Here is a 24058-nt window from a genome sequence, read left to right on the forward strand (position 1 = left end):
TCTAACGGGCGAGAGCGGCGGCGGCGGCGTGCAGGAAGGCCAGGCCTTCGACGGCGAGGGCGTCCGGGGAGTCGGCCAGCGGCCGCCAGATCGAGGCGGCGGTCGCGATGGCGGCGTTGTCCGGCGTGAACGACTCGATGCACAACGGACCGCGGTAGCCGGCATCGCCCAGGGCGCCCAGCAAGGCGGACCAGTCCTGGTGATCGCGACCCGGTGTACCGCGGTCGTTCGCGCACACCTGAACGTGCGCGATGTGTGAGCCGGCGGCGAGAATCGCCTTCGCCGGCTGCGCTTCCTCGATGTTGAGGTGGTAGGTGTCGAGCGCCAGCCCGCACCCCTGCGCAGGCAGCCCGTCCAACGCCTCCAGCGCTTGGTCCACGGTGTTCAGCAGGCTCGTCTCGTACCGGTTCAGCGGCTCCACGGCGATGCGGACACCGCGCTGCGCCGCGTACTCGACGACGGGGCGGAGGTTCGCGCGCAGCTCGCGGTACACCCGCGGCCGGTCGTCGATGCGCCAGGTGCGGCCGACCGAGCTGTACGCGGGTCCCGCCGCGACCGGGCTGCCGACGATCGCCGCGACGTCCACGACCCGCCGCAGGTAGTCCTGGGTCTCCGCGACCGTGTCTGCCGCGACCAGCTCACGGCCCGGCGGCATGACGAGACAGACGGTGGCCCTGAGGTTCAACTCGGCCAGCAGGTCGGCGGCGCGGCGCGGGTCCCAGTCGCCTGGCTGCTCCACCGGCAGTTCGATGACGTCGAACCCCCACTCGCGAACCTTCGGCGCGAGCGCGGCCAACCCGTCATCGGTGAGCGGTGACGTCCAAACCCATGTGTTGACGCCGATGTCCCACATGCAGCTGAACGTAAGCCCGACCATATGGCAGGGTCAATGCAAAAGTAGTGCGCGAACGGACTAAATTATGGCTCTCCATGCCAAAAGCCGTCAGACCTCTCCAGTGGAGGTCGCGGAGACGACCGCGCCGAGCCGTGCGTCCAGCACCTCCGGCGACAGCACGTGCTGCACGACCATTGCCGCGGCGCCCAGCACTCCGGCTGTCGCACCCGCCGTCGACGCGACGATCCTCAGGTTCTCCGTGGCCAGCGGCAGGGAGCGCCGGTAGATCGACTCGCGCACCCCCGCCAGCAGCATCTCCCCCGCCTCCGCCACCAGCCCGCCGATGACCACGAGTGACGGGTTGAACATGCTCACGCAGCCCGCGAGCACCTCGCCGATGTCCCTGCCCGCCTGCCGCACCACGCGGCTGGCCTCGAGGTTGCCGGACCGGACCAGGTGCACCACGTCGGCCGTCGAGTGCGCGGGGAGTCCCAGTCCTCTCAGCTTCGCCGCGAGCGCCGGTCCACCGGCGACCGCCTCCAGGCACCCGGTGTTGCCGCAGCGGCACAGCGCGTCCCCACCGTCGGGCGCCCGGATGTGCCCGAGGTCCCCCGCCGCACCCGCCGCGCCGCGGTGCAGCACGCCGTTGCTGATCAGACCCGCGCCGATGCCGGTCGCCGCTTTGATCACGATCATGTGCCGCACGTCGGGGTGCGAGGCGGTGTGCTCTCCCAGCGCCATCAGGTTGACCTCGTTGTCGACCAGCACCGGTGCGCCGAACTCCGCCGCGATGACCGCCGGCACGTCGAACCCGTCCCAGCCCGGCATGATCGGCGGGCTGTTCAGCCGGCCGGTGGAGTGCTCGACCGGGCCCGGCAGGCCGATGCCCACACCGGCGATCTCCGCGGTGTCCACCTCACGCAGCAGCTCGCGCCAGGTCGTGACCAGGAGCTCGAGGACCGCCTCCGGTCCATCCGCGATGTCGAGACCGACCTGTTCTACGGCGAGCAACCGGCACCCGAGGTCGGCCACGGCGACCGTGGCGTGGGTCGCGCCCACCTCGGCCGCCAGCACGAGCTGCGCGCCGGGGTTGAACACGAACCGGCTCGCGGGACGCCCGCCGGTGAACTCCTCCGTGCCGCCTCCGGTCATCAGGCCGGCGGCCAGGAGCAGGTCCAGCCTCGCTCGCACGGTGGAGCGGGCGAGGCCGGTCGTGGTCACGATCTCCGCCCTGGTGCGCGGCCTGCCGTCCATCAGCAGGCGCAGCACGGCGCTCGGCGAACCGGAATCGATGCCATGGGTGCTCTCCATCGGACAATTGTCACACTGCAACGAAAGGGCCGGGCTGAAAGCCGTGCTTGCGTGTGATCGTTGCCCGAACCCTCGATACCGGTGCCCAGGTCAGCCCGGCATGGCGGCCGTGTGCCGCGCGAACAGGGTGGCGTAGTCGCTCTCGAGCCCGGCCAGTGCCGTGCGCAGGGCGGGGAAGATCCAGCCGGTCGAGGACGACTCGTACCGGTCGAGTTTGGTGAGCAGGAGCAGCCTGGCCGACCCGGTGACGACGAGGGTGGCCCCGCTCGCGAGGACGCTGCCACCGAACGCCACCACCCTGGTGACGCCCTCGTAGCCGACGACACCGCGACCCGACCGGCCGACGCCCCGCAGGCTGAGGTAGCCCGAGCCGTTGCTGACGGTGGCTCTGGTCGTACAGCGCGTACTGCCGAGCAGCCCGTCGAGGGCGGTGTTGACGCTCAGCGTGGTGTTGACCGTCCGGCCGGGCGCCGGCAGCAGCTCATGGGCGATCACCTGGTCGGCTCTGGACGCGAAGACCCGGCGGACCCAGGTGCCGTGCCCGTCGGTCCAGGTCGAGGTGACCTCGCCGGTGCGGGAGTCGGTGATCCGGCCGTAGCCGCCGACGGCGGTCATACCGGGACTGGAGATCCGGAACTCGTAGGCGGGCCGGCAGAACCGGCCGGCCTCGAAGACCACCTTCTCCATCGCGGGCTCGCCGTACAGCACGGCACCGCATTCACCGTTGGCGGTGCGGAAGCCGTCCGTCCAGCGCGCGGCCGGGCTGGTGTCGTGGACCCTCGGCTCTGGTGTGCGCGTCACACGACTCCTTCGTCAGTGATGGGGTGGTCCTGAGTGCTTTCCGCCGCTGCGGCGGAAAGCACTCACGACCGCTGATCAGGTCAAGCTCCACTGCTGGTTGGACTGGCCGTTGCACGTCCACAGCTGGACGAGCGCGCCGTTGGCCGTGGATGCGCCGGACACGTCCAGGCAAAGACCGGACTGCGCGCCGGTGATCGTGCCGTTGGCGTTGACGTTCCACTGCTGGTTGGACTGGCCGTTGCACGTCCAGATCGCCACCCTCGTGCCCGTGGTGGTCCCTTGGCCGTACGCGTCGAGACACCGCTGGGCGGTGCCGTCGAACACGGTCAGCTGACCCGACGCGGACCGGGCCCACTTCTGGCCCGCGCTGCCCGAGCAGTCCCAGATCCGGGTCTGCGTGCCCGCGGTGCCGTTCGGCGTCTCCAGGCACTTGCCCGCGCCCATCGCACGCACAGCGCCGCCGGGCACGGGCTGACTTCCGCCACCACCGCCGTACCCAGCAGCGATGATGTTGGCCTGCACGGCGTTCTCGGTCGCGTCGGACGGGTAGCCCGCGACCATCGCGCCCTCGTAGAAGGTGCCCGCGCTGAGGTTGGCACCGCCGTCGGGCTTGCAGCAGTCACCACCGCTGCCCAGGATGATGGCGCCCTGCTTCTTCATCGGGCTGTAGCCGGGCGGGAGCGAGCCGTCGTACAACGTGGTCAGACCGCCCGCCTGGGCGTTGCCGCCCTTGAGCGCGAACCGCGTGGTCCCGTTGTTCTTCAGGATCGCCGTGACGAACTTGTCCGTGAAAGCCCGCTGGTTCGGGTTCCACTGCTGGCTCCCGCCGGGGAACAGGCCCCATTCGAGATCCGCCTGGACCCACGGACCACGGCCGACGCACCCGCCGAACCAGCACTGCGTGCTGAAGTTGATCGCGTCCATCGCACCGGCCGCGTCGGCTTTGCGGGTCGTCTCGCTGTTGCCGTAGTCGAAGCAGCAGCCGCTGTTGACGTGGGTGCCGCTGGTGACCATGTACATGCCCTCCGGCGCGGCGCCGGTCGGGACGCCGGTCCGGCTGCCGTCCCGCCAGTAGCTGTTGCCGGGGTTGATGTAGAGCGAGTACGCCTTGCTCTTGTCAGCACCCATCACCAGCGACTCGGAGGTCGCGTTGGCGGGCCGGCTCTGCGGCGAGCCGGGCACCACGCTCGACCCCTGGTACCACAGGTCGTTCCCGCGCCCGGACTGGTCGTAGACCACCGTGATGACGCACGAGGTGCCGGCGCAGAACGTGTCCTGCGTCGCCGCGTTGGTGTTGCCTCCCACGGCCAGCAGCCCGATGTCCTTGCTGGTGTTGTCCGACGCGCGCCTGACTTGGTAGAGATTTCCGTTGTACGAACCGTAAAGCGCCCGCGTCGTGCTGTGTGCCGCGATACAGGGCGTACCACCGGCGGCGTAGATGTCACACGGACCCGTGGTGGCCGCTACGGCGGGTGCCGCCGGGGTGGACCACGTCAGGGTGGCCGCGGACAACACGACCAGCGCCGCGGTGACCCGGATCCGAACCGCTGGTTTCGAACGCCACACACGCTTTGCCGAAGAGACAGGCGAAGGCTGCATCGCACACCTCCTGGAAGGTCTGTCGCTGGGACGGACGAGCCACCGCAGGGTCCGGTCACACCGTGACCGGACCACGGCGTGACCGGCACCGGCCGGTGTCACTGGAACTGTGAGAAGAACCTCCAGATCTCGACCTTGGTCCAAGTCCGGGCGCCGTCGTCACAACCGCACCCCTCCACTGGCGCGGGCGCGTGGCCACCGTCGAACGCGGCCCACTGCACCGGGAACCCGGCCCGGCACGAGTAGGTGGTGGTGATGTGGGTCCTGCTGCCCGGTCCTGGCTCGCGCGGGTTCTGGGCGGCACAACCGTTGTTGCGGACGAACCGGTCGCGCAACGACCGTCCCGAACCGATTCCCAGCACGTTGTCGCTGATGCCGTGGATGCCGAAGTACGCGACGGGCTGACTCCCGCCGCTGCACCCGCTGATCTCACCGCCGGAGATGACGGCGACCGCGCGGAAGACGTTCGGCCGCGCGCAGGCGAGGGCGTAGCTCATGCCACCGCCCCAGCTGAACCCCGTGGCGAAACGCTGCGCCGGGTTGACGCACAGGTCGCCTTCGACGCGCCGGATCATGTCGTCGACGAACGTGACGTCCTCACCTCCGGAGTTGCCCCAGCCGTTGCCCAGGCCCTGCGGGGACACGAGGATCGCGCTGTTGTTCGACTGTTCCTGCTGCCCGTAGTACGCCCAGGTGGCACCGCTGCTTCCACCCGACGCCACATCGCCTGCCGTACCGCCGCGCCAGTGCAGACCGAAGATCAGCCGATAGCGGGTGCTGTTGTTGTAGTTGTCGGGAATCCTCAGGATGAAGCTGCGGCTCTTCCCCCCGCTTTGGATCGTGTGCGTACCGTTGCGCAGCGTCGGCGCCTTGCCGCACCCGCCACCGGGACCGGGTTCGCCTCCCGACAGCTTGACCATTTGCCACTGCTGGCTGGTACCGCCGTTGCCGGTGTTCTGGACGATGTCGGCGTTGTCCGCCGTCGAGGCTCCCCGCACGTCCAGCGCCTTGGCGCTGTGCCGGGCGATCAGCCGCACGTGGCCGCTGTCCGCGTCGTCCGCGCGGAACTGCTGGTTCGTCCCGTTGTTCTCGCTCCATTGCACGACCGCCGCGTTGTCCGCGGTGGACGCGCCGGAGACGTCGAGGACCTTGCCGGAGCTCCTGGACTTCAGCCGGTAATAGCCGCCGCCGGAGTCCATGAACTGCCACTGCTGGTTGGCACCGTCGTTGCGGGTCCACTGGATGATCCGCGCCCCGTCGCCGGACGACATCCCATCGACGTCCAGCGCCTTGCCGCTGTTGCGGTCGACGAGGACGTACCACGCGGTGGTGTCGATCGTGGCGGCCGAAGCCGACGGCTGGTCCACCGCCACGAGTGCGCTGACCGCGAGAACCGCGGCCACCGCGGCACCTGTGGATCTCATGACTCATCCCTTCCCGAGGCCACTACGGCAGAGTCCAGCGCTGGTTGGTGCCACCGTGACAAGTCCAGATGATCAGGCTCGTGCCGTCCGCCGAACTGCCGCCGTTGGCGTCCAGGCACCTGTTCGCCTGCTGGTTGACCAGTGAGCCGTTCGCCCCGGTCGTCCAGTTCTGCGATCCGCTGCCGTTGCACGTCACCAGCTGCACCTGCGCGCCGTTGGCCGTGCTCCCGCCCGCGACGCCCATGCACTTGTTGAGGGCGCGCAACGTGTTCCCGCTGACCGTCCACTGCTGACCCGCGTTGGTGTTGCAGGTCCACAGCTGAATCCTCGTGCCGTCCGCCGTGCTGCCGCCGGCGACGTCCGCGCACTTGCCGGAACCGCCGGTGATCCGCCCGGTGCGCGGGACCGTGCCGCCGAGTTCCTTGATCCGGACGTTGCGGAACGACACGTCGTCACCGGAACCGTGGTTCTGCAGGGCGATGTGCCCCGAGGTGAGCGACCTCGCCGGGTCGGTGTTGGTGAAGTCGTTGATCTTCACGCCGTTCAGGAACACCTGCAGTCGTTCGCCCTCGACCAGCAGCTCGTAGGTGTTCCACTCACCGGGCGGGTTCAGCGCGGCGTCCCTGGCGGCAGTGTCGGGGGCCTTGACCCCGTAGATCGCCCCTGTCGTCTTGTCCGCGGTGTCCGTCGCGTCGATCTGGACCTCGTACCCGTTGGCGAGAGCCGAGTCCGGGGTGCTGCCCGCCGGGAACCCGAGCACCACACCGGAGTTGTCGTCCCCCGGCATCCGCCAGTCGAGCTTGAGCGAGTACGACCGGAATTCCTTGGCGCTGTACCACAGCATGCCCATGCCGCCGGACGCGGTGAGCGTGGCGTCGCTGTTGGTGAAACCACCGGGGCCCGCCTGCGTCCACCCGGTCGTGGACCCGTTGTAGAGGGCGGTGTAGCCGGTCTCGGCACGGCAGTCGGCCTTCGTCCTGTTCGCCGCGTACCGGATGCCGCCGAGGATCATCGTGCGGAACGCCGGATCGGCATAGCTCTCCCTCGTGTGCCCGGTGCCGGTGTAGAAGGAGCGCCCGCTCGACATGGGCTTGCACCACGTGATCGGGTGGTCGGCGCCCATCGACCCGCCGGAGTACGTCGTCTCGTCCAAAGTGGACAGGACACGGGCGCCGCCGCGCGGGTTGGTGCGGTAGTTGTACCACTCGTCGGTGCGCACCCAGGCCGGGGAGAGGTGCGCGGTGGCGGCGTGCGCACGGTTCTCCGTCCGGATCGTCGCCTGCTGGATGGCCGGGTGCGACGCGAAGTACGCACCCACCAGTTCTCCGTAGAACGGCCAGTCGTACTCGGTGTCGGCCGCCGAGTGCACACCCACGTAACCACCGCCGCCGCGGATGTAGGACTCGAAAGCGCTCTGCTGGGTGGCGTTCAGGACGTCCCCCGTGGTGTTGAGGAACACCACGGCCTCGTACTGCGCGAGGTTGGCGGTCGTGAACTGCGCGGCGTCCTCGGTGGCGCTCACCGTGAAGTTGTTGGCACCGCCCAGGTCGCGGACCAGCTGGATGCCGTTGGGGATCGCGTCGTGCCGGAAACCCGCGGTCTTGGAGAACACCAGCACGTCGTACGGTGTGTCCGCGGCCGCCGCCTGTGGTGCGGAAGCGACCCCGCCCACGACGAGTGTCGCGGCGACGACGCCGAGCACTCGTCGCCAAGCCTGGTAGGTCATCTCATCCTCCTTGGTGTCGAAGCACGCGGCGGGGTCGTCATGGCAGCGTCCAGCGCTGGTTCGTGCCGCCGTGGCAGCTCCAGATGATCAGCACCGTGCCGTCGGCGGTACCAGCGCCGTTGGCGTCGAGGCACTTGCCGGACTTCGTGTTGACCACGGAACCGTTGGCGCCGGCGGTCCAGTTCTGGCTCGTGGCGCCGTTGCAGGTCCCCAGCTGCACGGCGCCGCCGTCGGCGGTGCCACCGTTCGCGACGTCCATGCACTTGCCCAACGCCCGCAACGTGGTCCCGTCGACCGTCCACTGCTGGTTCGTGCCGCTGTTGCAGGTGTACAGCTGGATCCGCGTGCCGTCCGCGCTGGTGCCGCCGGTGACGTCAGCGCACTTGCCGGACGCCGCCCCGGTGATCGGGCCGGTGCGACCGCCACCACCCGAGGACGTGTCGAACGTGAAGGCGTCCACGTCGAACAGGTAGCCGGTGCCGGTGCCGGCGAACGTCAGGTACAGCCTGCCGGTGGTCGTGGGCACGTTCGTCAGCGCGGTGGAGACCTCGCGGAACGTGTCCCATCCCCCGGTCACCGGCACGGTCAGCGTGGCCAGTGCCGGACCGGTCTGGGAACCGCTGCGCACCGTGATCGTGCCGCCCGCGCCCGCGGAGGACACGCGCGCGGTGAACCGGTTCGCGCCGGTGAGGTTGTAGTTGTCGAACGCGATCCAGTCGCCGTTGTGGATGTCGCCGACGGTGCGGCCGCCCTCGGCCGGCGTCTTGTCGAACAGGCCGGTGCCCGACTGCGTCGTGTAGTGCTCGGCCTGCCGGTGCCGGGGCTGGAGAACGTTCTGGGCGTGGGTGGTCGCGGGCGGCACGCCGTTCGCACCCTTGTCGGTGTACTCGGCGTCGAAGACGGCGTAGATGTTCGCCGCCGTGTCGTGCTCACCGTCCACCGGGATCTCGATGGTGCCCGAACAGCCGTTGCGCGAGGTGATCTTGTGGGAGTGGCTGTCGTGGCCGAGGTGGTAGGACAACGTCACCTTCGTGCAGTCGATCGTCCCGTCCTCCGCGTCGGACACCGTGATCGTGTACGGGACGCTGTCTCCGAAGCTGAACAGGCTTCCGTTGACCGGGGTGTTCAAGGTGACGACAGGTGCGGTGTTGCCGACGGTGATGATCACGTTGGTGCTGCCGGTGAGCCCGGCCGGGTCCCTCACGGTGAGCGTGACGGTGTACTGGCCGTTGGCGGTGAAGGTGTGGCTCGGGTTCGCCGCCGTGGACGTGCTGCCGTCGCCGAAGTTCCACGAGTAGGTCAGCGCGCCGTTCTCCGGGTCGGAGGAGCCGGCCGACGAGAAGTCCACGGTCAGCGGCGCGGTGCCGGACAGGCGGTTGGCGGAAGCCCGTGCCACCGGCGCGCGGTTGCCCGCCGGACCGATGTACTCGATGCGGTAGAGCGCGGAGCTCGCGTCGCCGCTGCCCCAGCCGGTGCCGTAGTCCAGCACGTAGAGAGCGCCGTCCGGACCGAAGCCCGCGTCCATGACCTGGGTGCCGCGCCAGGGGAAGTCGCCGACCTGCCCAGCGGAACCGTCGGGGTTGACGTCGATGGTCTTGATCCAGCGCCGGCCGAACTCGGTGGCGAACACGTGGCCGTCCAGCGAGGCGGGGAACTTGACCGTCGACGGGTTGTTCGCGTTGTAGCGGTACACGGGCGCGCTCATCGGGGACTCCGACCCGCAGCCGAACGCGGCGAAGGAGCAGTTGTCGTACTTGATCCACGCCGCGCGCGCGGCGGGCAGGTTCGTCAGGCCGGTGTTGTTCGGCGAGTTGTTGACCGGCGCGGCGCAGTTGAACCGGCTGCCCGACGGCCCGGACGGGAACGTGTAGTCCACGTAGTTCTCGTCGGTGGTGTTCGTACCCGTGCAGTACGGCCAGCCGTAGTTGCCCGCCGAGGTGATCCGGTTGAACTCCACCTGCCCGGCCGGTCCGCGGCTGGAGGTGGTCGAGCCGGCGTCAGGTCCGTAGTCACCGAGGTAGATCGTGCCGGTGGCCGGGTCCACGTTGAACCGGAACGGGTTGCGCAGGCCCATGGCGTAGATCTCCGGCCGCGTGCGGGCCGTTCCCGGCGCGAACAGGTTGCCCGCCGGGATCGAGTAGGACCCGTCGGCGTTCACCTTGATCCGCAGCACCTTGCCGCGCAGGTCGTTGGTGTTGCCCGCGCTGCGTTGCGCGTCGTACGCGGGGTTGCGGCCCGAGCGCTCGTCGATCGGCGTGTAGCCACCGGAGTCGAACGGGTTGGTGTCGTCGCCGGTGGACAGGTACAGGTTGCCCGCTGCGTCGAACTCGATGTCACCGCCGACGTGGCAGCAGATCCCCCGGCTCGTCGGCACGTCCAGCACGGTCACCTGGCTCGCCGTGTTGAGTGTGAAGTCGGCGTTGAGGGTGAACCGGGACAACCGGTTCACGCCGTTCCACTGGGAGAAGTTCGTCCCGCTGGACGGCGCGTCACCGGTAGGTGTCGACAACGGCGGCGAGTAGTAGAGGTAGATGTGCCGGTTGGTGGCGAAGCCGGGATCCGCCGCGATGCCCTGCAGCCCCTCCTCGTCATGGGTGTAAACGGGAATGTTCGCAATCACGCTTGTGGCACCGGCCGCCGTGGTGCGGCGCAGCGTGCCGTTGCGGGAGGTGTGCAGCACAGAGCGGTCCGGCAGCACGGTCATCGACATGGGCTCGCCCATCTCGGCGACGCCCTTGGCCAGCTCGACCTGCTGGAAGTCGGCCGGGTTGACGGTGTGCGCGGCGGCCGGCGGCGCGGTGCCGGCCGAAACGGCCGCGGCGCCGGCCACGGTCAGAAGCGCGGCGGAGAGCACCGCGGTGAGTCGGTTTCTCATGACAAGTCATACCTTCGGTCTCGTTGACGCGCTGATGCGGGGTTCGCGGTGGAGAGCCGGTCAGTGGCACGGCGGGCAGGTCCGGGTGAGCGGGTGCGTCGGAGGCAGATCCGGTGCGAGCGTCGCGGCGCCGGCCGAGACGAGCGAGAAGACCGAGGAACGCGCGAAGACCCGGCTGCGTTGCCGGTGACTGGAAGTACGAGGCCATGATCGTCCTTCTCCGTTGAAGGTGTCTGCCGGCCGACCCTTCTGGGAGCGCTCCCAGAAGAGGATCGAAGTCGGCCCGCCCTCCCGTTGCCGGAAGTGCGGGCCGAGTTGGTGCTAGGTGGTCCGGAGCAGCGGCAGGCTCACTCGAGGGTGGCCTCGCCTCTTCTTCGTGGTGGTGTTCACGCCTGCTCCTTCGCAGGAAAAGGGTTGCGCAGCGGAGTCCGGCCTCGTGGATCGATCTGTCAGCGGGTGCCCAGGGTTCGGGCCCACTCGTGGAGTTCTCGGGCCTGTTCCGCGAGCCGGTGTTCGTCGCTGCCCAACGGGTCCTTGAAGAAGAACGCGAGCGCGCCCTGGACACCGGTCCGGCCCGCCGCGTGGGCGGCGGCCATCAGGCGGGCGAGGTCGAGCACCAGCGGGGCGGCCAGAGACGAGTCCAGGCCGTTCCAGGTCAGTTGCAGCGACATCCGCGCGCCGAGAAACCCTTCGAACGACACGTGGTCCCACGCCGTCTTGCGTTCGCCGAAATCGGGTACGTGGTCGATGTGCAGGGGCGCGGTCACGTCCTCACCCAGCAATGCCGCCAGCCCCCTGGTCTTGGACGCCAGCTTGCTCTCCGCGTGCGCTGGGTCCTCCAGAGTGGCCCCGTCACCCCCGCCGAGCAGGTTCGTGCCCGTCCAGGACAGCACGCGCAGCGCTCGCGACGTGAACATCGGTGCGAGCGCTGCTCGGACCAGTGTCTCCCCCGTCTTGCCGTCCCTGCCCGCGTAGGGCAGGGCGTTCGACCGCGCCAGCTCGTCCAGCGCGGGCAGCGCGACCCCGGTGGACGGCGTGAAGTCCACGAAGGCGCATCCCGCTCGGAAAGCGGCGTAGGCGACGAGAGAACTCGGCGGCAGCACGACGTTTCCCGGCACGGCGAGCGCTTCCTCCAGCGCGGCGAGCGAGTCGTGCTCGACCCGCACGGGTGGCTCGGTCGACGCCACGTTCACCACCACGACGCGGGCCAGCTCGTGCCGGGCGCGGAAGTCGGCGATGTCCCCGGCCAGCCGCCGGGCGGCGTCGGCCTGGCTCGGGGACGGCGCCGCCGGGTCGTAACCGGGCCGGATCTCCGCGTCCGCGGCATCCAGCCCGCTGGCGATACACCCCGCCACGTCGTACGACAGCACGCCGTCGCGCACCAGGGACTCGACCCGCTTCGCCAGCGGCGTGGTCACGATGTCGTGCCCGCCGACCACGAACGCGTCCCACGGCGCCAGGTTCGCGTCCAGCAGCTCGGTAACGCAGCCGACAGGCGGCACGAGACCCGCGCGCAACGCGACCAGGCCGCTCACGGCAGTGGCCGCCACCGATCCCCTGGCACCGTTCAACCACAAGCCGATTCGTTCGGCCACGACCGTCTCCTCTCATCAACCGGCCCCTCTGCCGACCGGACCGAACGTCGCCGACCGCGGGTCGAAAGCGTCGCGGCGAAGGAACTGCGGTGCGTCGGATGCCCGACGAGCCGGTCCGTTCCCGCGTCCTCCCGGTCAACGCTGATCGACCCGGCGCAGCCGATGCTGTCGAGCATCCGGAACGTGCGCTCCCACGGCACGTCACCATGTCCGGTGAAGACCAGGTCCCATTCCCGCCGGGGACTGGACCGCGGCAGGTGCGAACCATGCGACCCTTGCCGGCCTGGCGCCGGGCGTCCTCGCAGCCAACGGGGTAGGTCCGGTCGCGGATGATGCGGGTACGACCCAGCCGCTCCAGCAGCGCACAGGTCCTCCGAGACGCCTCCACCCGGTGAGCGAAGACCATTGTGGACAGTTTGGCCGGATTGCCGAACTCCGGCGCGGTCACGCCTGGACGAGCTCACCATCGAGTCCTCCGCGCCCTGAGAATTGGCACGACAGCAGGGAATTCAGTCTTCCGAACCGTCAAGGTAGTGAACCGTCTTTCGCGCGGTCAAGGTCGTAGCGGTGTCACATATCAGCCAACTTCTCCTTGACCGGCGTTCGACACAGCACCTCCCGAACAGCATTGGCAAGTCAGTCCATTTTGGACATTCACTCGGTTGGCCCACCCGACCTCGTCAGCACCTGGAGGAACGCACGCGACCACTGGGGCAGGTCGGGCCAGCCGCGGCAGGACACCATCGCGCCGTCCACGACGTCCGGCCCGTCGACGAAGGTGGCGCCGGCCAGCTCCACGTCGACCTTCAGCGGCGGATACGCGGCGGTCGTGCGACCGCGCAGAAGTCCCAACGCGGCCGGGACTTGTGGGCCGTGGCAAATCGTGCCGACCGGAAGCTCGTGAGCGAAGAAGTACGCGACGATGCGGGCCACGTCCGGGTCCGTGCGGATGTACTCCGGTGCCCGGCCACCCGGGATCACCAGCGCCTCGTACTCCTCCGGACGCACGTCCGCGAACGCCAGGTCCACGGGCAACCGACGACCTGGCTTCTCCGTGTAGGCGTCGCACCCCGGTTCGAAGTCGTGCACCACCAACTGCACCGGACGTGTCGTCGGCGCGGCAACGACCACCTCGTGGTCGTCCTCACGCAGCCGGAACAACGGGTACATCGAATCGAGCTCCTCCGCTGCGTCCCCCGCCAGCATCAGCACTCGTGCCATGCGCCTTCCTCTCTCCCTGTGCGGTTTCCTTCAGTTCTTCGGCAAGAGCTGTCATCGCTGGTTGGTGCCGTTGTTCGCAGTCCACTGCTGGAGCTGCGGGCCCGCGATGAAGGAGGAGCGGTTGACGTCGAGCGCCTCGCCTGTCGCGACGTGGCGCAGGGTGAACGATCCGATCTGCCCGGCACTGATGGTTCAGGTCGCGTTTCCGCTCTGCTGCGTTGTTTTGGCGCTGTCGGCGGTGGAGTTGTGCTTTCCCGGCAACCGGACCGGCACCTGGCTTCACTGGAGCGACCGTCACGTCACAGGTGAGGGTCTGGTCGGCCACCGAGGTGCGGACGAAGGAGTCGTTCACGTGCACAACCGGGTGCACGCGCAGGAACGCCGAACGGAGGATCCCCTGCGGCACCACCTTCGACCAGTTGGCGGCGTCGAAAACCGGGTACATGCCCGCCGGCGTCTTCAACGCGTTGCAGCCCTTCATGTTCACGCTGATCGCGTGCGTCGTGGGGGCGGCGATGTCGAAGTTCGACGGGGTGAACGCGGCCGTCCGGGTGGTGACGACCCGTCCAGCGAGCACCCCGCCGCCACGGCCGCGAACAGCCCTCGAACCATGCCTGAGCTCCTTGTCCGCCAGCCACGAGTCTCCGCACTGGCACCATTTCCGAGTCGTGTCCACAACGGATGGACGTCCCGGTGACGGCGGACGCGCCGGGCATGGTCCTGCGCGGACCGGAGAAGACGGATGCCGGTGACCCCGGCTGGCGAACTCGGCGGCCCGCTCAGCGAGCCGCACGCGCCAGCCGGTCGGCTGATCGCGGACCTCGCGGCGAAGTGGGTCTGGTGGTGATCACAGGCAGCGCCGCCGCGTCGAGCACAAAGGTCTGGACAGAGTACGAGACAGCGTTGTCACAGGTACTCCTCGAATCGAGGACAGGGTGCGCGCCGACACGCGCGATTCGTTTGTTGACCATCGAACAATTAGTCGGATCGTATCCACGGTAGGGCCTGGAGACAGACCGGTCAATAGGTCGTACATGTCGTTCGAATGAGTCAGATTGCTCCACAGGGCGCAAGCCGACGCCGATCAGTCGAGTCACCTGGCCCAGCCAGCGGCCAGCTCGTTCTCCGCGGTCTTGGGGCCTCTTCTTGATCGCGGTCCGAGGTCCGTGCAGCAGGAGACAGTCCCACCTAACCCGCCGTCCTTCCACGCCTCCCGTCGGTATTTGTATGACTCATTGGCGCTCTCATCGATAGATCGGTGAACTACTGATCAGTCTTGGCGATCCCGTCAGCCAGGAGGCGGCACGAAATCCACCAGGACGGAAGGTCCACAAGGGATGGTGAGTGATCCTCGACGAAGGACGCTGCGCTGCGGGTAGATCAGCGGCACAGCGTCCTTCAAATGGTTCAGGTGCGCAAGCTCCACTGCTGGTTGCCGGCGCCGTTGCAGGTCCAGAGGATGGTCTTGGTTCCGTTCGCGGTGCCGGCGCCGTTGGCGTCCAGGCACAACCCCGACTGCACACCCGTGATCGTACCGTTGACGTTCACGTTCCACTGCTGGCTCGTCTGGCTGTTGCAGTCCCAGATCACCACTGCGGTGCCGTTGCCAGTACCCCCGTTGCCGGCGGCCAGACACTTGTTGCCGTATACCTGCAGCTGTTTGGCCGAGGTGTAGGTGAAGAGCTGGTTGGTGCCGCCGTGGCAGTCCCACAACTGCGCCTGTGTGCCGTTGGCCGTGCTCGCGCCACCGATGTCGAGGCACCGGCCGGACTGGCCGCCCACGATCGAGCCACCCTGCTGACCACCGCCGCTCTGCCGCCGAACGAGCGATTTCGACTCTGCTGACCGACTTCCTCGCGCGTCGAGCACGTAGAGCCGGTAGTCACCGGCGGTGGCGGGGACGTCGATCGTCGTCGCCGATCCGCTCGCCCTGGTCATCGTCGGACCGGCGGTGAAGGTCGTCGTACCCAGCGGGGCCAGCCAGACGGTGCTGGTCCCGTCGCCGATGCTCCGGATCGGAACCGATGACACGCCGGCGCCGACGAACGTGCTGTCCGGCAGGGCGTAGTCCGGCCGGGAGAGATTGCTCAACGGGATGACGTCCCGGTATGCGTCCTCCAGTCCGGAGTTCACGGCGATGCCGTGCGCGGCCGCTGGCCAGACGTAGTCCGAGGAGACGAGGATGTCCTGAATGGTGCTGTTCGGCAGGTTCTTGTTGGAAACCTTGTTGATCGGACCGTACGTCTGCGTGATGCTCAGGTCGTGTTTGCGTCCGAAGTCGTCGGAGTTGATGAGCCACGTGAGGTTCTTGTCCACGCTCAGGACGTTGTCGCGGAAGGTCATGTGCGCCGAGCCCTCGTCCGGGTGAAGTCCGTACTTGTGCCCGGACGGGACACCCTGGAGGTAGTTGTTGGTGATCGTGGTTCCCGGCTGGCTGCCGAGCGTGTAGATAGGGGCCGTGTCGTTGAGGCGCTGCACCGTGTCGATGATGTGGTTGTAACTGATGTTGTTGTTCCGTGCCGTGGTCGTCGGCCGGTTGGGCGCGATGGAACCCGATGAGCCGTCGAAGTTCCACCATCCCCAGCCAAGCGTGATGCCGCTCCACGGAGCTTTTTCGATCCGGTTGTGCTGCACGGTCAGGGTGTCGGCGAAGTACGCCGAGATGGGACTGTGCCCGTTGAACAAAACTGCACTGTCGTAAAGATAGTTGTTCTTGATCTCGATGTTCTTCGGGAGTCCTTCGACTTGCGCGGAGTACTTCTCGCGGTTCGTCGGTGTGTGGTCCCCGATGTAGACGTGCTGCGGATGGCCCACGGTGATCGCGGACCCGGCTACGTCGTTCGTGTAGTTCCCGATCAACTGCGTGTTCTGCACGTCGTTGACCATGTTGATCCCGTCGACACCGGTGTGCTGCACCCGGTTGCGGCGCAGCGTTATACCGTCGGCGTTCTCCAGCTGGATGATGCCCGGCGCGGTGTCGACATTGCGGTAGTAGTAGACGTGGAAGTTGCCCTTGACGTACACGGTGTTGCCGAGGTTGCCCTGCTGGGCCTGCTTGAACGCGGAGCCGGCCACGGTGAAGAGGTTCCAGTCCGAGTGCTGCACCGTGATCCCGGAGAACGTGATGTTGCGCGCGTGGTTGGTCGTGGACGTGCCGGACACCCGAAGCAGGGTGGACACGTTGTTCGGCGCATAGACCGTCGCGGTCGCCATGTTCTCCGAGTCGGCCTTGTAGTAGTACACCGTTTGACTCGACTTGTCGAAGTAGAACTCGCCCGGCGCGTCCAGGAACTCGTAGGCGTTCATGAACTTGTGACTTCCGCCGGACTGGAAGTTGCCGTTGAACGCGCCCTGCGCAATGGCCGCGCCCGGTTGCTGGAACAGCGCAACGCGGTTGGCGCCGTCGCTGCTGGTGGTGATCTGGCGGACTCCTGCGATGGCCGTCTGCCAGGTCGTCGCCGTCTCGACTTCGATGTCGTCAGGATTGCGGGAGATGGCGGGCAGATCGGTCAGTCCGTACTTGGCGCCGTCACACTGCGAGCCCGACTCCAACGCCCATGGAGCCTGACCGGCGTTGATGCTGTACGTGCCGTAGCACCCTTGCGAGTTGATCGTTTTGGCGGCCATGAAAGCCCGCTTGTCGTTGATGTAGAGCGCCCGCAGCTTGTTGCTGCGGTTGAGCGGAGCCTTCCAGATGTTGCCCCCGTGCTGCGTCCAACCGGTCACCTGCACGCCACCGCTCAGGACCGGCGTCTCGTTCTGGTATGCCGAATAGATGACCCTGTAGCCGTTCGTGCCCGAGTCGCTCGGCGTGAAGTCGACGGTGCTGGCTATCTGGTAGTTCCCGCCGCGAAGGTAAACGTGGATGTCCCCGGACATGTTGGCGTTCACCGCGCGAACAGCGTCCCGAGCACGCGGTAGAGTCTTGAACGGGGCCGTGATCGTCCCCGAATTGGCATCATTTCCGTCGGGAGCGACGTAATACGTTTCCTGGACGGCGGCCGAGGCACGCGCTTGGTCTGCCGTGACCGGTAACAGTGCGGCGGACACCAGCACCGCGAGGGCCAACGATGACGTTCTGACGATGACGCCTGTTTTCACCCTGCTCTTCCCTTCGCTTGTTCGCGAACAGACAGGCCGTGGCGGAGCACCGGTCCGCGGCGAGGACGAGCGCCCAACGGCAAGCCTCGGACCATCGCGCTCGCGAACCAACCAACGTCACCTTCCAGCAAGCTGGGCGACATCGGGGAGCTGTGGCAGACATCTGCCACACTTGTCAGCCCTCAACCGTGACGCGAAGACCCGGCACTTCACGCGCGACGAACTGGAACAGCCGAAGCCCTCCCGCGCCAGCGCCACGCGCGGCGCTCTCGATCCGGACGTCGTGGCCGCCTCGGCCTGGACCGCCACGCGGACCGTGCGACGTCCTCACGTGTGAGCGACCGTACGGAACCGATGAGGGTTCCCGGCGAGGAACGCCCTGTCCTCGGGTCGGAGTTGTGGACGTCGGTCGCCGAGTTGGCGCTGCAAGACGGTCAGTTGGTGGCGAAGACGCGGACGACGGCAAGGTGCGTGAAGCGAACCCGCACGAGACGCGACCATGCCCGACGACCGTCAGCCGCGCCGACGCCCACGAACTGCGCGGACGTAGGTTTTTCGGCACGCACAACGTCAGGTGGGTGGCGCGAGGCGTGGTGGTGCGAAGGCGAGCACATCGGGAAGAGGGCCGTCGTAGGGTTCGACGTCGACCAGCACGCTGTGGGCGCTGGGTCCTTGGGTGAACCCGTTGCGGCGCAGCCACAAACCGACGCCCTGCTCGGTCATGGCGACCCTACAACCAGTCGGATCAGCTCGACCACCGCCTGGCGGGTCCACATCGGGCCGCCGATCAGCAGTTCCCCGGAGTGTGGTCGGCCATCGCCGCGAACAACGTGCCCCGGTCCTCCACGCTGATCAGTTCGGCAGGGCCGGGACGCCCCTTGCGGGTCGCCAGGCCGTCGCGACCGTCCTGCCGGTAGGCCCGCCACCAGGTGCCCACCGACCGTTGGGAGACTCCGAACACCTCGGCGGCCCGCCGATAGCCCTCGACCCGACCGGACTCCAACGCGGCCACCACCCGCAACAGCAGCACCTCACGCTCCGCAGGCGATAACCGGTGCGCACCCTCGACCGCGATCACAAGTGATCGACCTACCGAAAGATGATCACTTTCGACTCGGAAATACGAGCCGATGCAGTCGTGCAGAGGCCTGGCAGTCAGCGCTTCTTCTCGTGCTAAATGTTAACGCTAAAGAAGGCCTACCTGGCGTCGAATCATCGTCGAACAGTTGTCAAGGAACCACGTAACCGCAGGTATAAGCAGCACTAAAGCCTAAGCGAGGGCACCCGAACGGTGGTACATACGTTCTTGCGGAGACGCTCTTGTGAGCGTGAACAATGGGTGCGACACTGTCTCCGTCGAAGCCTGCGCCGCTGACGGAAGCCGCCGCGTCACAGCCCGCCGGCGGATCCGTCGAACCCGGAATTCCGGAGCAACGGGCAGCGCTGTGCCCGGCCGTGCGGCAGCACGGATGGCAGCCGGAAAGCCGTACGCACCGAGGAGTGAGATCAGGGTGACAGCAACACGACTTCCCCGTCCTCGCAGGGCGGCAACGCTGTTAGCGGCAGGCGTGCTGCTGCTGTCCGCGATGACGGCGGTACTGCATACGTCGTCCGCGGGGGCGTTGGAGAACGGTGTGGCACGCACGCCACCGATGGGGTGGAACTCGTGGAACACGTTCGGCTGCAACATCAACGAGGCGTTGATCAGGCAGATGGCCGATGCGATGGTCAACTCCGGCATGCGTGCCGCGGGCTACGAGTACGTCGTGGTGGACGACTGCTGGATGAACCCGAACCGGGACTCGGCGGGCAACCTCCAAGGCGACCCGAGCCGGTTTCCCAGCGGCATGAAGGCGCTCGGCGACTACATCCACGGCAAGGGCCTCAAGTTCGGGATCTACCAGGCGCCGTTGGCCGAGACGTGCGCCCAGTACTTCAACTCCTACCCCGGTTCGACCGGGGCGCTGGGCCACGAGGAGCAGGACGCCCGCCAGTTCGCGGCCTGGGGCGTGGACTTCCTCAAGTACGACTGGTGCTCGCCCAGCGGCACGATCGACGACCAGGTGCGCACGTTCGCCAAGATGCGCGACGCCCTCGCGGCCACCGGGCGTCCGATCGTCTACAGCATCAACTCCAACAGCATCCACGACAAGACCGGGCCCCGGCGCAACTGGGGCGACGTGGCGAACATGTGGCGCACCACCGAGGACATCACCAACAAGTGGGACACCGGGCAGACCAACGGCTACCCGATGGGCATCCAGAACATCGTCAACGTCACCGTGCCCCTGGCGTCCTACGCCCAGCCAGGCGGGTTCAACGACCCGGACATGATGGAAGTCGGGCGCGGCGGCATGAACGACACCGAGATGCGCAGCCACTTCGCCCTGTGGGCGATCATGGCCTCGCCCCTCATCGCGGGCAACGACCTGCGCAACATGGACGCCGCCACGTCGACCATCCTGAAGAACGCGAACCTCATCGCCATCAACCAGGACAGCCTCGGCCTGCAGGCCAGGCAGGTCTCCAACGACGGCACCCGCCGCGTCCTGGCCAAGCGGCTGGCCAACGGCAACGTCGCGGTCGCCCTGTTCAACCAGGGCGGCGGCACGACCACCATCTCGACCACGGCGAGCGCGATCGGCCTGTCGGGCAGCTCGTTCACGCTGCGCGACGCCTGGACCAACGGCACGACCACCACCTCCGGCGCCATCTCGGCCAGCGTCCCGGCGCACGGCACCGCGGTGTACGTCGTCAGCGGTGGCGGGGGCCCCGCGCCCACGTCGTTCTCCTTGGTCAGCCAGAGCTCCGGCCGCTGCCTGGACATCCCCGGCAGCACGCCGACCAACGGCGCCCTGGCCCAGATCTGGGACTGCAACAGCCAGACCAACCAGCGCTTCACCACGACCGCGGCCGGTGAGCTGCGCGCCTACGACGACGCGAAGTGCCTGGACGTCTACAACCAGGGCACGGCCAACGGCACCGCCGTGACGTTGTGGGACTGCAACGGCCAGGGCAACCAGCAGTTCCGCGTCAACTCCGACGGCAGCGTGACGGCGGTGGCGTCGGGCAAGTGCCTGGACGTCAACGGCGGCGCGACCGCCAACGGGACGAAGGTCATCATCTGGGACTGCCACGGCGGCACCAACCAGAAGTGGACCCGCACCTGATCCCCAGGCGGCGACCGCGGACTCCGCGGTCGCCGCCAACGCCAACCGCACATCGTCCGCAGCTACTTCCAGACTCGCCACGTCCGCTACGCCATCATGTGGGCAACCGAACGCTTTCGGCTCAACACGTGTCCAAGGTGTCCAATACCGCGTGAACAAGCTTGCCACGCGTGGGCGCTCGAGTCCTTTTCGGACATTCGGCCACCCGAGCGCGGCAGCCCGTTCTGCGAGGTCGCTGCAGATCGCCGGTCAGAAGCTGAACTCGCGGATCGCGGCGCCGCCCACCGCGGCCGTCTCCTGGAAGAACCGCACCAGGCCGACGTAGTGGTCCCGCAAGTAGTCGAGGTCGTCGGCGTCCCACAGGTGCCTCATCGGGTAGACCTCCTCCGCGCTGAGCTTCGCCGGATCATAGTGGCTCACCAGCACCTCGACGGGTGTGGCGCTGAGGGCGTCGGCGGCCTTGGCGATCATCTGCTCACTCCAGCCGAACCGCGTGGCTTCCTCGTCGATCGGATCGCCGTCCTCGTACAGGTCCACGTCCACGCCGGCCGCACGCAACAGGAACCCGATGCCGGCCCACGCCTTCTCCAGGAAGCAGTACGGCCGGCTCTCGTCCTCCACGAACTCCTCCGCCGACTCGGGATTCTCGAACGCCCGGTCCAGTTCCTCCGGCGTGACCCTTGTGAACGACAACGTCATACCCATGACAACTCCCCCGTCGGCTGCTTCAACCGGGTGGCAGCTTGCCATGCCAGCGCCGGGTCGCCGGGTCACCGCCAGGTAGCAGTCGCCCTGAAAGGCGAGGGAGGGCAGCCACGACCACACGGTTCATGTGCAGTGGCCGGGCTGCTCGACCGGCGTCGCCATGTCCCCGACCACGTCGGTCATGTGCCAGAAGCATCGCGGAGCAGTCGGACGTACTCGCCGATCGCGGAACTCACCACCACGGTGGCTCTGCCTCGGGTTCGAAAAGGGCCGCGTACAACGTCACTTCGTCACGACCGGGCACCACTGCCAGCGGCACCGGAGTCTCCAGGTGGTGGACGGGAACCAGCCGCAACCCGTGCACCTGCACCAGGTCGAGCACCCGCGACTCGAACGGCCCGGCGGGGCGGGAGAGGAGCTCGCCGGCCCCGCAACCGTCCTCGCCGAACGCCAGCACCACCGCGTACGGGCCCACCATCGACAGCTTGACGAGCAGCAGCCGACTGCCGCGCACGAAGTAGGTGAAAGCGACTTCGTGGTTGATGTCCGTGTCGTCCTCGGTCTCCCCCGTGGCCGACAGGTCGAGCAGGAGCGCCGAGTACGGATCGCGTTTCACCATCTCCCGCGCGAAATCACGCCGTGGAGCAGCGACATCCCCGTACGCCTTGCGCAGGTCCGCTTCGTACAGCGAACGGATCGATGTGGCGCTCCTGCTCTTCCCCATCAGTACCTTCGGCCTGTCATCGGCGTCCTCAGACCACGACGAACCCCGTGGTCCACTCGTCTTCGTCCAGCGTGTACTCGTCGATGTGGAAGCACTCCGGTTCGTCGCAGAACCCGTCGAGCTCCTTGGCTCGCTCGATACGGGCCGACGCGTTCTCCCGTGAGGAGTAGACGCCGAGCAGTTTCACGTCGTCACCCTTCTCCTCGTGGGCCGAGAACTCGCCGTCAGGTTCGAAGTGCTTGACCGCCCCGCTCTCGTCTTCGGCGACGTGATGCACATGCCAGAGCAGGAAAACCCGGTCGCCCATGCGAATCGCTCCGCCAGTTTCGTTCGAAGTGCTTCTTGATCTTCATTGTGTTCAGGGCCGGGCTCTGTCGTACTTGCCTTTGGGGAACGCCGTGGCAGCGTCGCTACGTCGCCCGCTTCGAGGCGTCGTAGGACCGACCGTCCTGGACGGTCAGGCGCGCTCGACGGAGTCGGCCTGCGGGCCGCGGTCGCTTTGCCGGATGCGGAAGCGCACCCGCTCGCCGGCCACCAGAGGCTCGGTGCCGGAGACCACCGAGACGTGCACGAACAGGTCGGGCCCGCCCGCGTCGGGGGTGATGAAGCCGAAGCCGCGGTCGGCGTCGTAGCGGGCCACCGTGCCGTCGCCGGCGCGGGCTGCGGGCCGGGCGGCCGAACGGGCCTGGCTGGGCGCTGCGGCGGCCTCCACCGGCTCGCCGGCGGCCACGAACCGCACCTCGCGCGCCTGACGACCCTGGTCCACGGTGACCGTGGTGAACGAGACCCGGTCGCCCTCCACCGGCAGGTACCGGTCGTCGACCAGGGCGCGCTCGTGCAGGAACACGTCGCCCGCCCCGTCGTCGGCGGCCACGAAGCCGAACGACTTCTCCTCGTCGAACCACAGCACCGAGCCGTCGGCACCGTCGCCGGCCGCGACCAGAGGGGCCTTGCGGACCCCGGCGTCGAAGCTCAGCGGCACCAGGTGCTGGGCCTGCGGTCCCTTCTCCCCCGCGGTGACGATGAAGGCCACCCGCTGCCCGGCCGCGAGGACGCCCCCGGTGACGATGGAGGAGGAGTGCACGAACACCTCCGCACCCCCGCCGTCCGGCGCGGCGAACCCGTACCCCTTGGCCGGCTCGTACCAGGAGACGGTGGCGAGCACGCCCAAGGTCGCGTCGGGCGCGGTGTCCCCGGTGACAACGACGTGCAGCGCCTGCGGACCGCGGGGTCCCTCACCGGTCTCGAACTCCACCGTCTGGCCCTCGCGCAGCCCCCGGGCCGCGCCTTCGCCCTGCACCTGCGAGACGTGCACGAAGATGTCGGCGCTGCCGTCGTCGGGGGCGAGGAAGCCGAAGCCGCGCTCGAGGTCGTACCAGCGGACGGTTCCCTGCTGCACTGTGCACTCCTGGTCTAGCGGATGGTCGAGGGTCCAGTGTCCCAGGCGCCGTCCGCACCTCCCGATCCCGACTCGCCGCAGCTCCGCCGTCAGCACATCGCCGAAGTCACCGAGTTCGCGCGCCGTCACCAGGCATTGCCCAGGCATGCGGACGTGCGAGGTGCCGAACTGCGCCTGGTGGTCTGATCAGCGTCTCAGACCGCTGCGGATTTCCTATTCGTCGGTCAAGCCGCCGATGATCTCGGACGCGAAAATCGGCAGATTCGCCACATCAAAGCCATAGGTGCTCAAATTTGTTTGAGCACCTTTTTTGCTTTCCGCGCCACCGGCAGGTGGCGTTCGACGACGTTCTCCGCGTGAGACGCCGGCACGCGTTGAAGCTGTTCCGGCAAGGGATCTGATTCTTCTCACGTCGAGAAGATCCCGATGCACGGTTTTGGCTCTGTTCCATCCTCCGGAACAGGCAGTTGCCGGCGCAAATCATCACCGACTACTCATAGGCGGTGCCCGGTGAACACCTCGAGGGCGGTCTCGACCAGTTCGAGACGATTCCCTGTTGGCCTCTGTCACGA

Annotated in this window: 20 protein-coding genes and 1 pseudogene; 2 read left to right on the top strand and 19 right to left on the bottom strand. The window is 67.8% G+C overall.

What is annotated here, in order from left to right:
* Position 1: 1 nt before the first annotated feature.
* The 13 genes from BLQ91_RS34785 to BLQ91_RS34840 form a co-directional block, all read right to left on the bottom strand.
* Positions 2–853, bottom strand: a complete 852-nt coding sequence (locus BLQ91_RS34785; RefSeq protein WP_090103986.1) for a sugar phosphate isomerase/epimerase family protein — start codon at positions 851–853, stop codon at positions 2–4.
* A 90-nt stretch (positions 854–943) separates the two neighbouring features.
* Positions 944–2146, bottom strand: coding sequence for an ROK family protein (locus tag BLQ91_RS34790; RefSeq protein WP_090103989.1), 1203 nt, complete (start codon positions 2144–2146; stop codon positions 944–946).
* Between the two features lie 90 nt (positions 2147–2236).
* Entirely contained in the window at positions 2237–2947 is a 711-nt protein-coding gene (locus tag BLQ91_RS34795; RefSeq protein ID WP_090103991.1) for a glycoside hydrolase N-terminal domain-containing protein, read from the bottom strand.
* Positions 2948–3022: 75 nt separating this feature from the next.
* Entirely contained in the window at positions 3023–4462 is a 1440-nt protein-coding gene (locus BLQ91_RS34800; protein WP_425412572.1) for an arabinofuranosidase catalytic domain-containing protein, read from the bottom strand.
* A 182-nt stretch (positions 4463–4644) separates the two neighbouring features.
* Positions 4645–5970 carry an RICIN domain-containing protein gene (locus BLQ91_RS43120; protein ID WP_090103995.1) on the bottom strand — a complete coding sequence of 442 codons (1326 nt, stop codon included), beginning with the start codon at positions 5968–5970 and terminating at the stop codon, positions 4645–4647.
* A gap of 22 nt (positions 5971–5992) precedes the next feature.
* A complete protein-coding gene (locus BLQ91_RS34810; protein WP_090103997.1) occupies positions 5993–7696 on the bottom strand; it encodes a ThuA domain-containing protein in 1704 nt (567 codons plus the stop codon).
* A gap of 37 nt (positions 7697–7733) precedes the next feature.
* Positions 7734–10571 carry a PQQ-dependent sugar dehydrogenase gene (locus BLQ91_RS34815; protein ID WP_090103999.1) on the bottom strand — a complete coding sequence of 946 codons (2838 nt, stop codon included), beginning with the start codon at positions 10569–10571 and terminating at the stop codon, positions 7734–7736.
* Positions 10572–11020: 449 nt separating this feature from the next.
* A complete protein-coding gene (locus BLQ91_RS34820) occupies positions 11021–12166 on the bottom strand; it encodes an inositol-3-phosphate synthase (RefSeq protein WP_245734102.1) in 1146 nt (381 codons plus the stop codon).
* Positions 12167–12820: 654 nt separating this feature from the next.
* Complete coding sequence (locus BLQ91_RS34830) at positions 12821–13387, bottom strand: DJ-1/PfpI family protein (protein ID WP_090104002.1); 567 nt, start codon at positions 13385–13387, stop codon at positions 12821–12823.
* A gap of 51 nt (positions 13388–13438) precedes the next feature.
* Positions 13439–13576 (bottom strand): RICIN domain-containing protein, encoded by a 138-nt coding sequence (locus BLQ91_RS43900; protein ID WP_143022975.1) that lies wholly within the window; start codon positions 13574–13576, stop codon positions 13439–13441.
* Between the two features lie 1218 nt (positions 13577–14794).
* Positions 14795–17599 (bottom strand): ricin-type beta-trefoil lectin domain protein, encoded by a 2805-nt coding sequence (locus BLQ91_RS34835; RefSeq protein ID WP_218130514.1) that lies wholly within the window; start codon positions 17597–17599, stop codon positions 14795–14797.
* Positions 17600–18058: 459 nt separating this feature from the next.
* The gene (locus BLQ91_RS41805) at positions 18059–18211 is read right to left on the bottom strand and encodes a hypothetical protein (protein ID WP_176960113.1); all 153 of its coding nucleotides are present in this window, start codon (positions 18209–18211) and stop codon (positions 18059–18061) included.
* A gap of 64 nt (positions 18212–18275) precedes the next feature.
* Entirely contained in the window at positions 18276–18518 is a 243-nt protein-coding gene (locus BLQ91_RS34840) for a helix-turn-helix domain-containing protein (protein WP_176960114.1), read from the bottom strand.
* Between the two features lie 604 nt (positions 18519–19122).
* Between BLQ91_RS34840 and BLQ91_RS34845 the strand changes: the two genes are divergently transcribed.
* Complete coding sequence (locus BLQ91_RS34845) at positions 19123–20658, top strand: glycoside hydrolase family 27 protein (RefSeq protein WP_245734104.1); 1536 nt, start codon at positions 19123–19125, stop codon at positions 20656–20658.
* Positions 20659–20907: 249 nt separating this feature from the next.
* Here BLQ91_RS34845 and BLQ91_RS34850 read toward each other — a convergent pair whose 3' ends face one another.
* From BLQ91_RS34850 to BLQ91_RS43145, 5 genes and pseudogenes are all read right to left on the bottom strand, one after another.
* Positions 20908–21363: a YfbM family protein gene (locus BLQ91_RS34850; RefSeq protein WP_176960115.1), complete on the bottom strand. Its 456-nt coding sequence runs from the start codon at positions 21361–21363 to the stop codon at positions 20908–20910.
* A gap of 232 nt (positions 21364–21595) precedes the next feature.
* Complete coding sequence (locus tag BLQ91_RS34855) at positions 21596–22087, bottom strand: hypothetical protein (RefSeq protein WP_090104012.1); 492 nt, start codon at positions 22085–22087, stop codon at positions 21596–21598.
* Positions 22088–22115: 28 nt separating this feature from the next.
* A complete protein-coding gene (locus BLQ91_RS34860; RefSeq protein WP_090104014.1) occupies positions 22116–22394 on the bottom strand; it encodes a DUF7336 domain-containing protein in 279 nt (92 codons plus the stop codon).
* Between the two features lie 150 nt (positions 22395–22544).
* Entirely contained in the window at positions 22545–23252 is a 708-nt protein-coding gene (locus BLQ91_RS43665) for a cold shock domain-containing protein (RefSeq protein WP_425412573.1), read from the bottom strand.
* A gap of 30 nt (positions 23253–23282) precedes the next feature.
* Positions 23283–23486, bottom strand: a pseudogene (locus BLQ91_RS43145) (cold-shock protein); the annotation flags it as partial.
* Positions 23487–23507: 21 nt separating this feature from the next.
* Between BLQ91_RS43145 and BLQ91_RS41810 the strand changes: the two are divergent.
* Positions 23508–23672 carry a hypothetical protein gene (locus BLQ91_RS41810; RefSeq protein WP_176960116.1) on the top strand — a complete coding sequence of 55 codons (165 nt, stop codon included), beginning with the start codon at positions 23508–23510 and terminating at the stop codon, positions 23670–23672.
* Positions 23673–23699: 27 nt separating this feature from the next.
* On the opposite strand, the gene BLQ91_RS40730 is transcribed toward BLQ91_RS41810, so the two are convergent.
* Positions 23700–23897, bottom strand: coding sequence for a hypothetical protein (locus BLQ91_RS40730; protein ID WP_143022972.1), 198 nt, complete (start codon positions 23895–23897; stop codon positions 23700–23702).
* Positions 23898–24058 lie beyond the last annotated feature (161 nt).

It is taken from the genome of Lentzea jiangxiensis (genome assembly GCF_900104175.1).
Classification (GTDB): Bacteria; Actinomycetota; Actinomycetes; order Mycobacteriales; family Pseudonocardiaceae; genus Lentzea; species Lentzea jiangxiensis.

Bases quoted from the DNA above. Each gene is read 5' to 3' on its own strand.
- BLQ91_RS34830 (WP_090104002.1), bottom strand. From the start codon at position 13,387: ATGGCACGAGTGCTGATGCTGGCGGGGGACGCAGCGGAGGAGCTCGAT.
- BLQ91_RS43120 (WP_090103995.1), bottom strand. From the start codon at position 5,970: ATGAGATCCACAGGTGCCGCGGTGGCCGCGGTTCTCGCGGTCAGCGCA.
- BLQ91_RS34855 (WP_090104012.1), bottom strand. From the start codon at position 22,087: ATGGGGAAGAGCAGGAGCGCCACATCGATCCGTTCGCTGTACGAAGCG.
- BLQ91_RS34815 (WP_090103999.1), bottom strand. From the start codon at position 10,571: ATGAGAAACCGACTCACCGCGGTGCTCTCCGCCGCGCTTCTGACCGTG.
- BLQ91_RS34860 (WP_090104014.1), bottom strand. From the start codon at position 22,394: ATGGGCGACCGGGTTTTCCTGCTCTGGCATGTGCATCACGTCGCCGAA.
- BLQ91_RS34790 (WP_090103989.1), bottom strand. From the start codon at position 2,146: ATGGAGAGCACCCATGGCATCGATTCCGGTTCGCCGAGCGCCGTGCTG.
- BLQ91_RS34810 (WP_090103997.1), bottom strand. From the start codon at position 7,696: ATGACCTACCAGGCTTGGCGACGAGTGCTCGGCGTCGTCGCCGCGACA.
- BLQ91_RS41805 (WP_176960113.1), bottom strand. From the start codon at position 18,211: ATGACCGAGCAGGGCGTCGGTTTGTGGCTGCGCCGCAACGGGTTCACC.
- BLQ91_RS41810 (WP_176960116.1), top strand. From the start codon at position 23,508: ATGGTCGAGGGTCCAGTGTCCCAGGCGCCGTCCGCACCTCCCGATCCC.
- BLQ91_RS34785 (WP_090103986.1), bottom strand. From the start codon at position 853: ATGTGGGACATCGGCGTCAACACATGGGTTTGGACGTCACCGCTCACC.
- BLQ91_RS34850 (WP_176960115.1), bottom strand. From the start codon at position 21,363: ATGGGTATGACGTTGTCGTTCACAAGGGTCACGCCGGAGGAACTGGAC.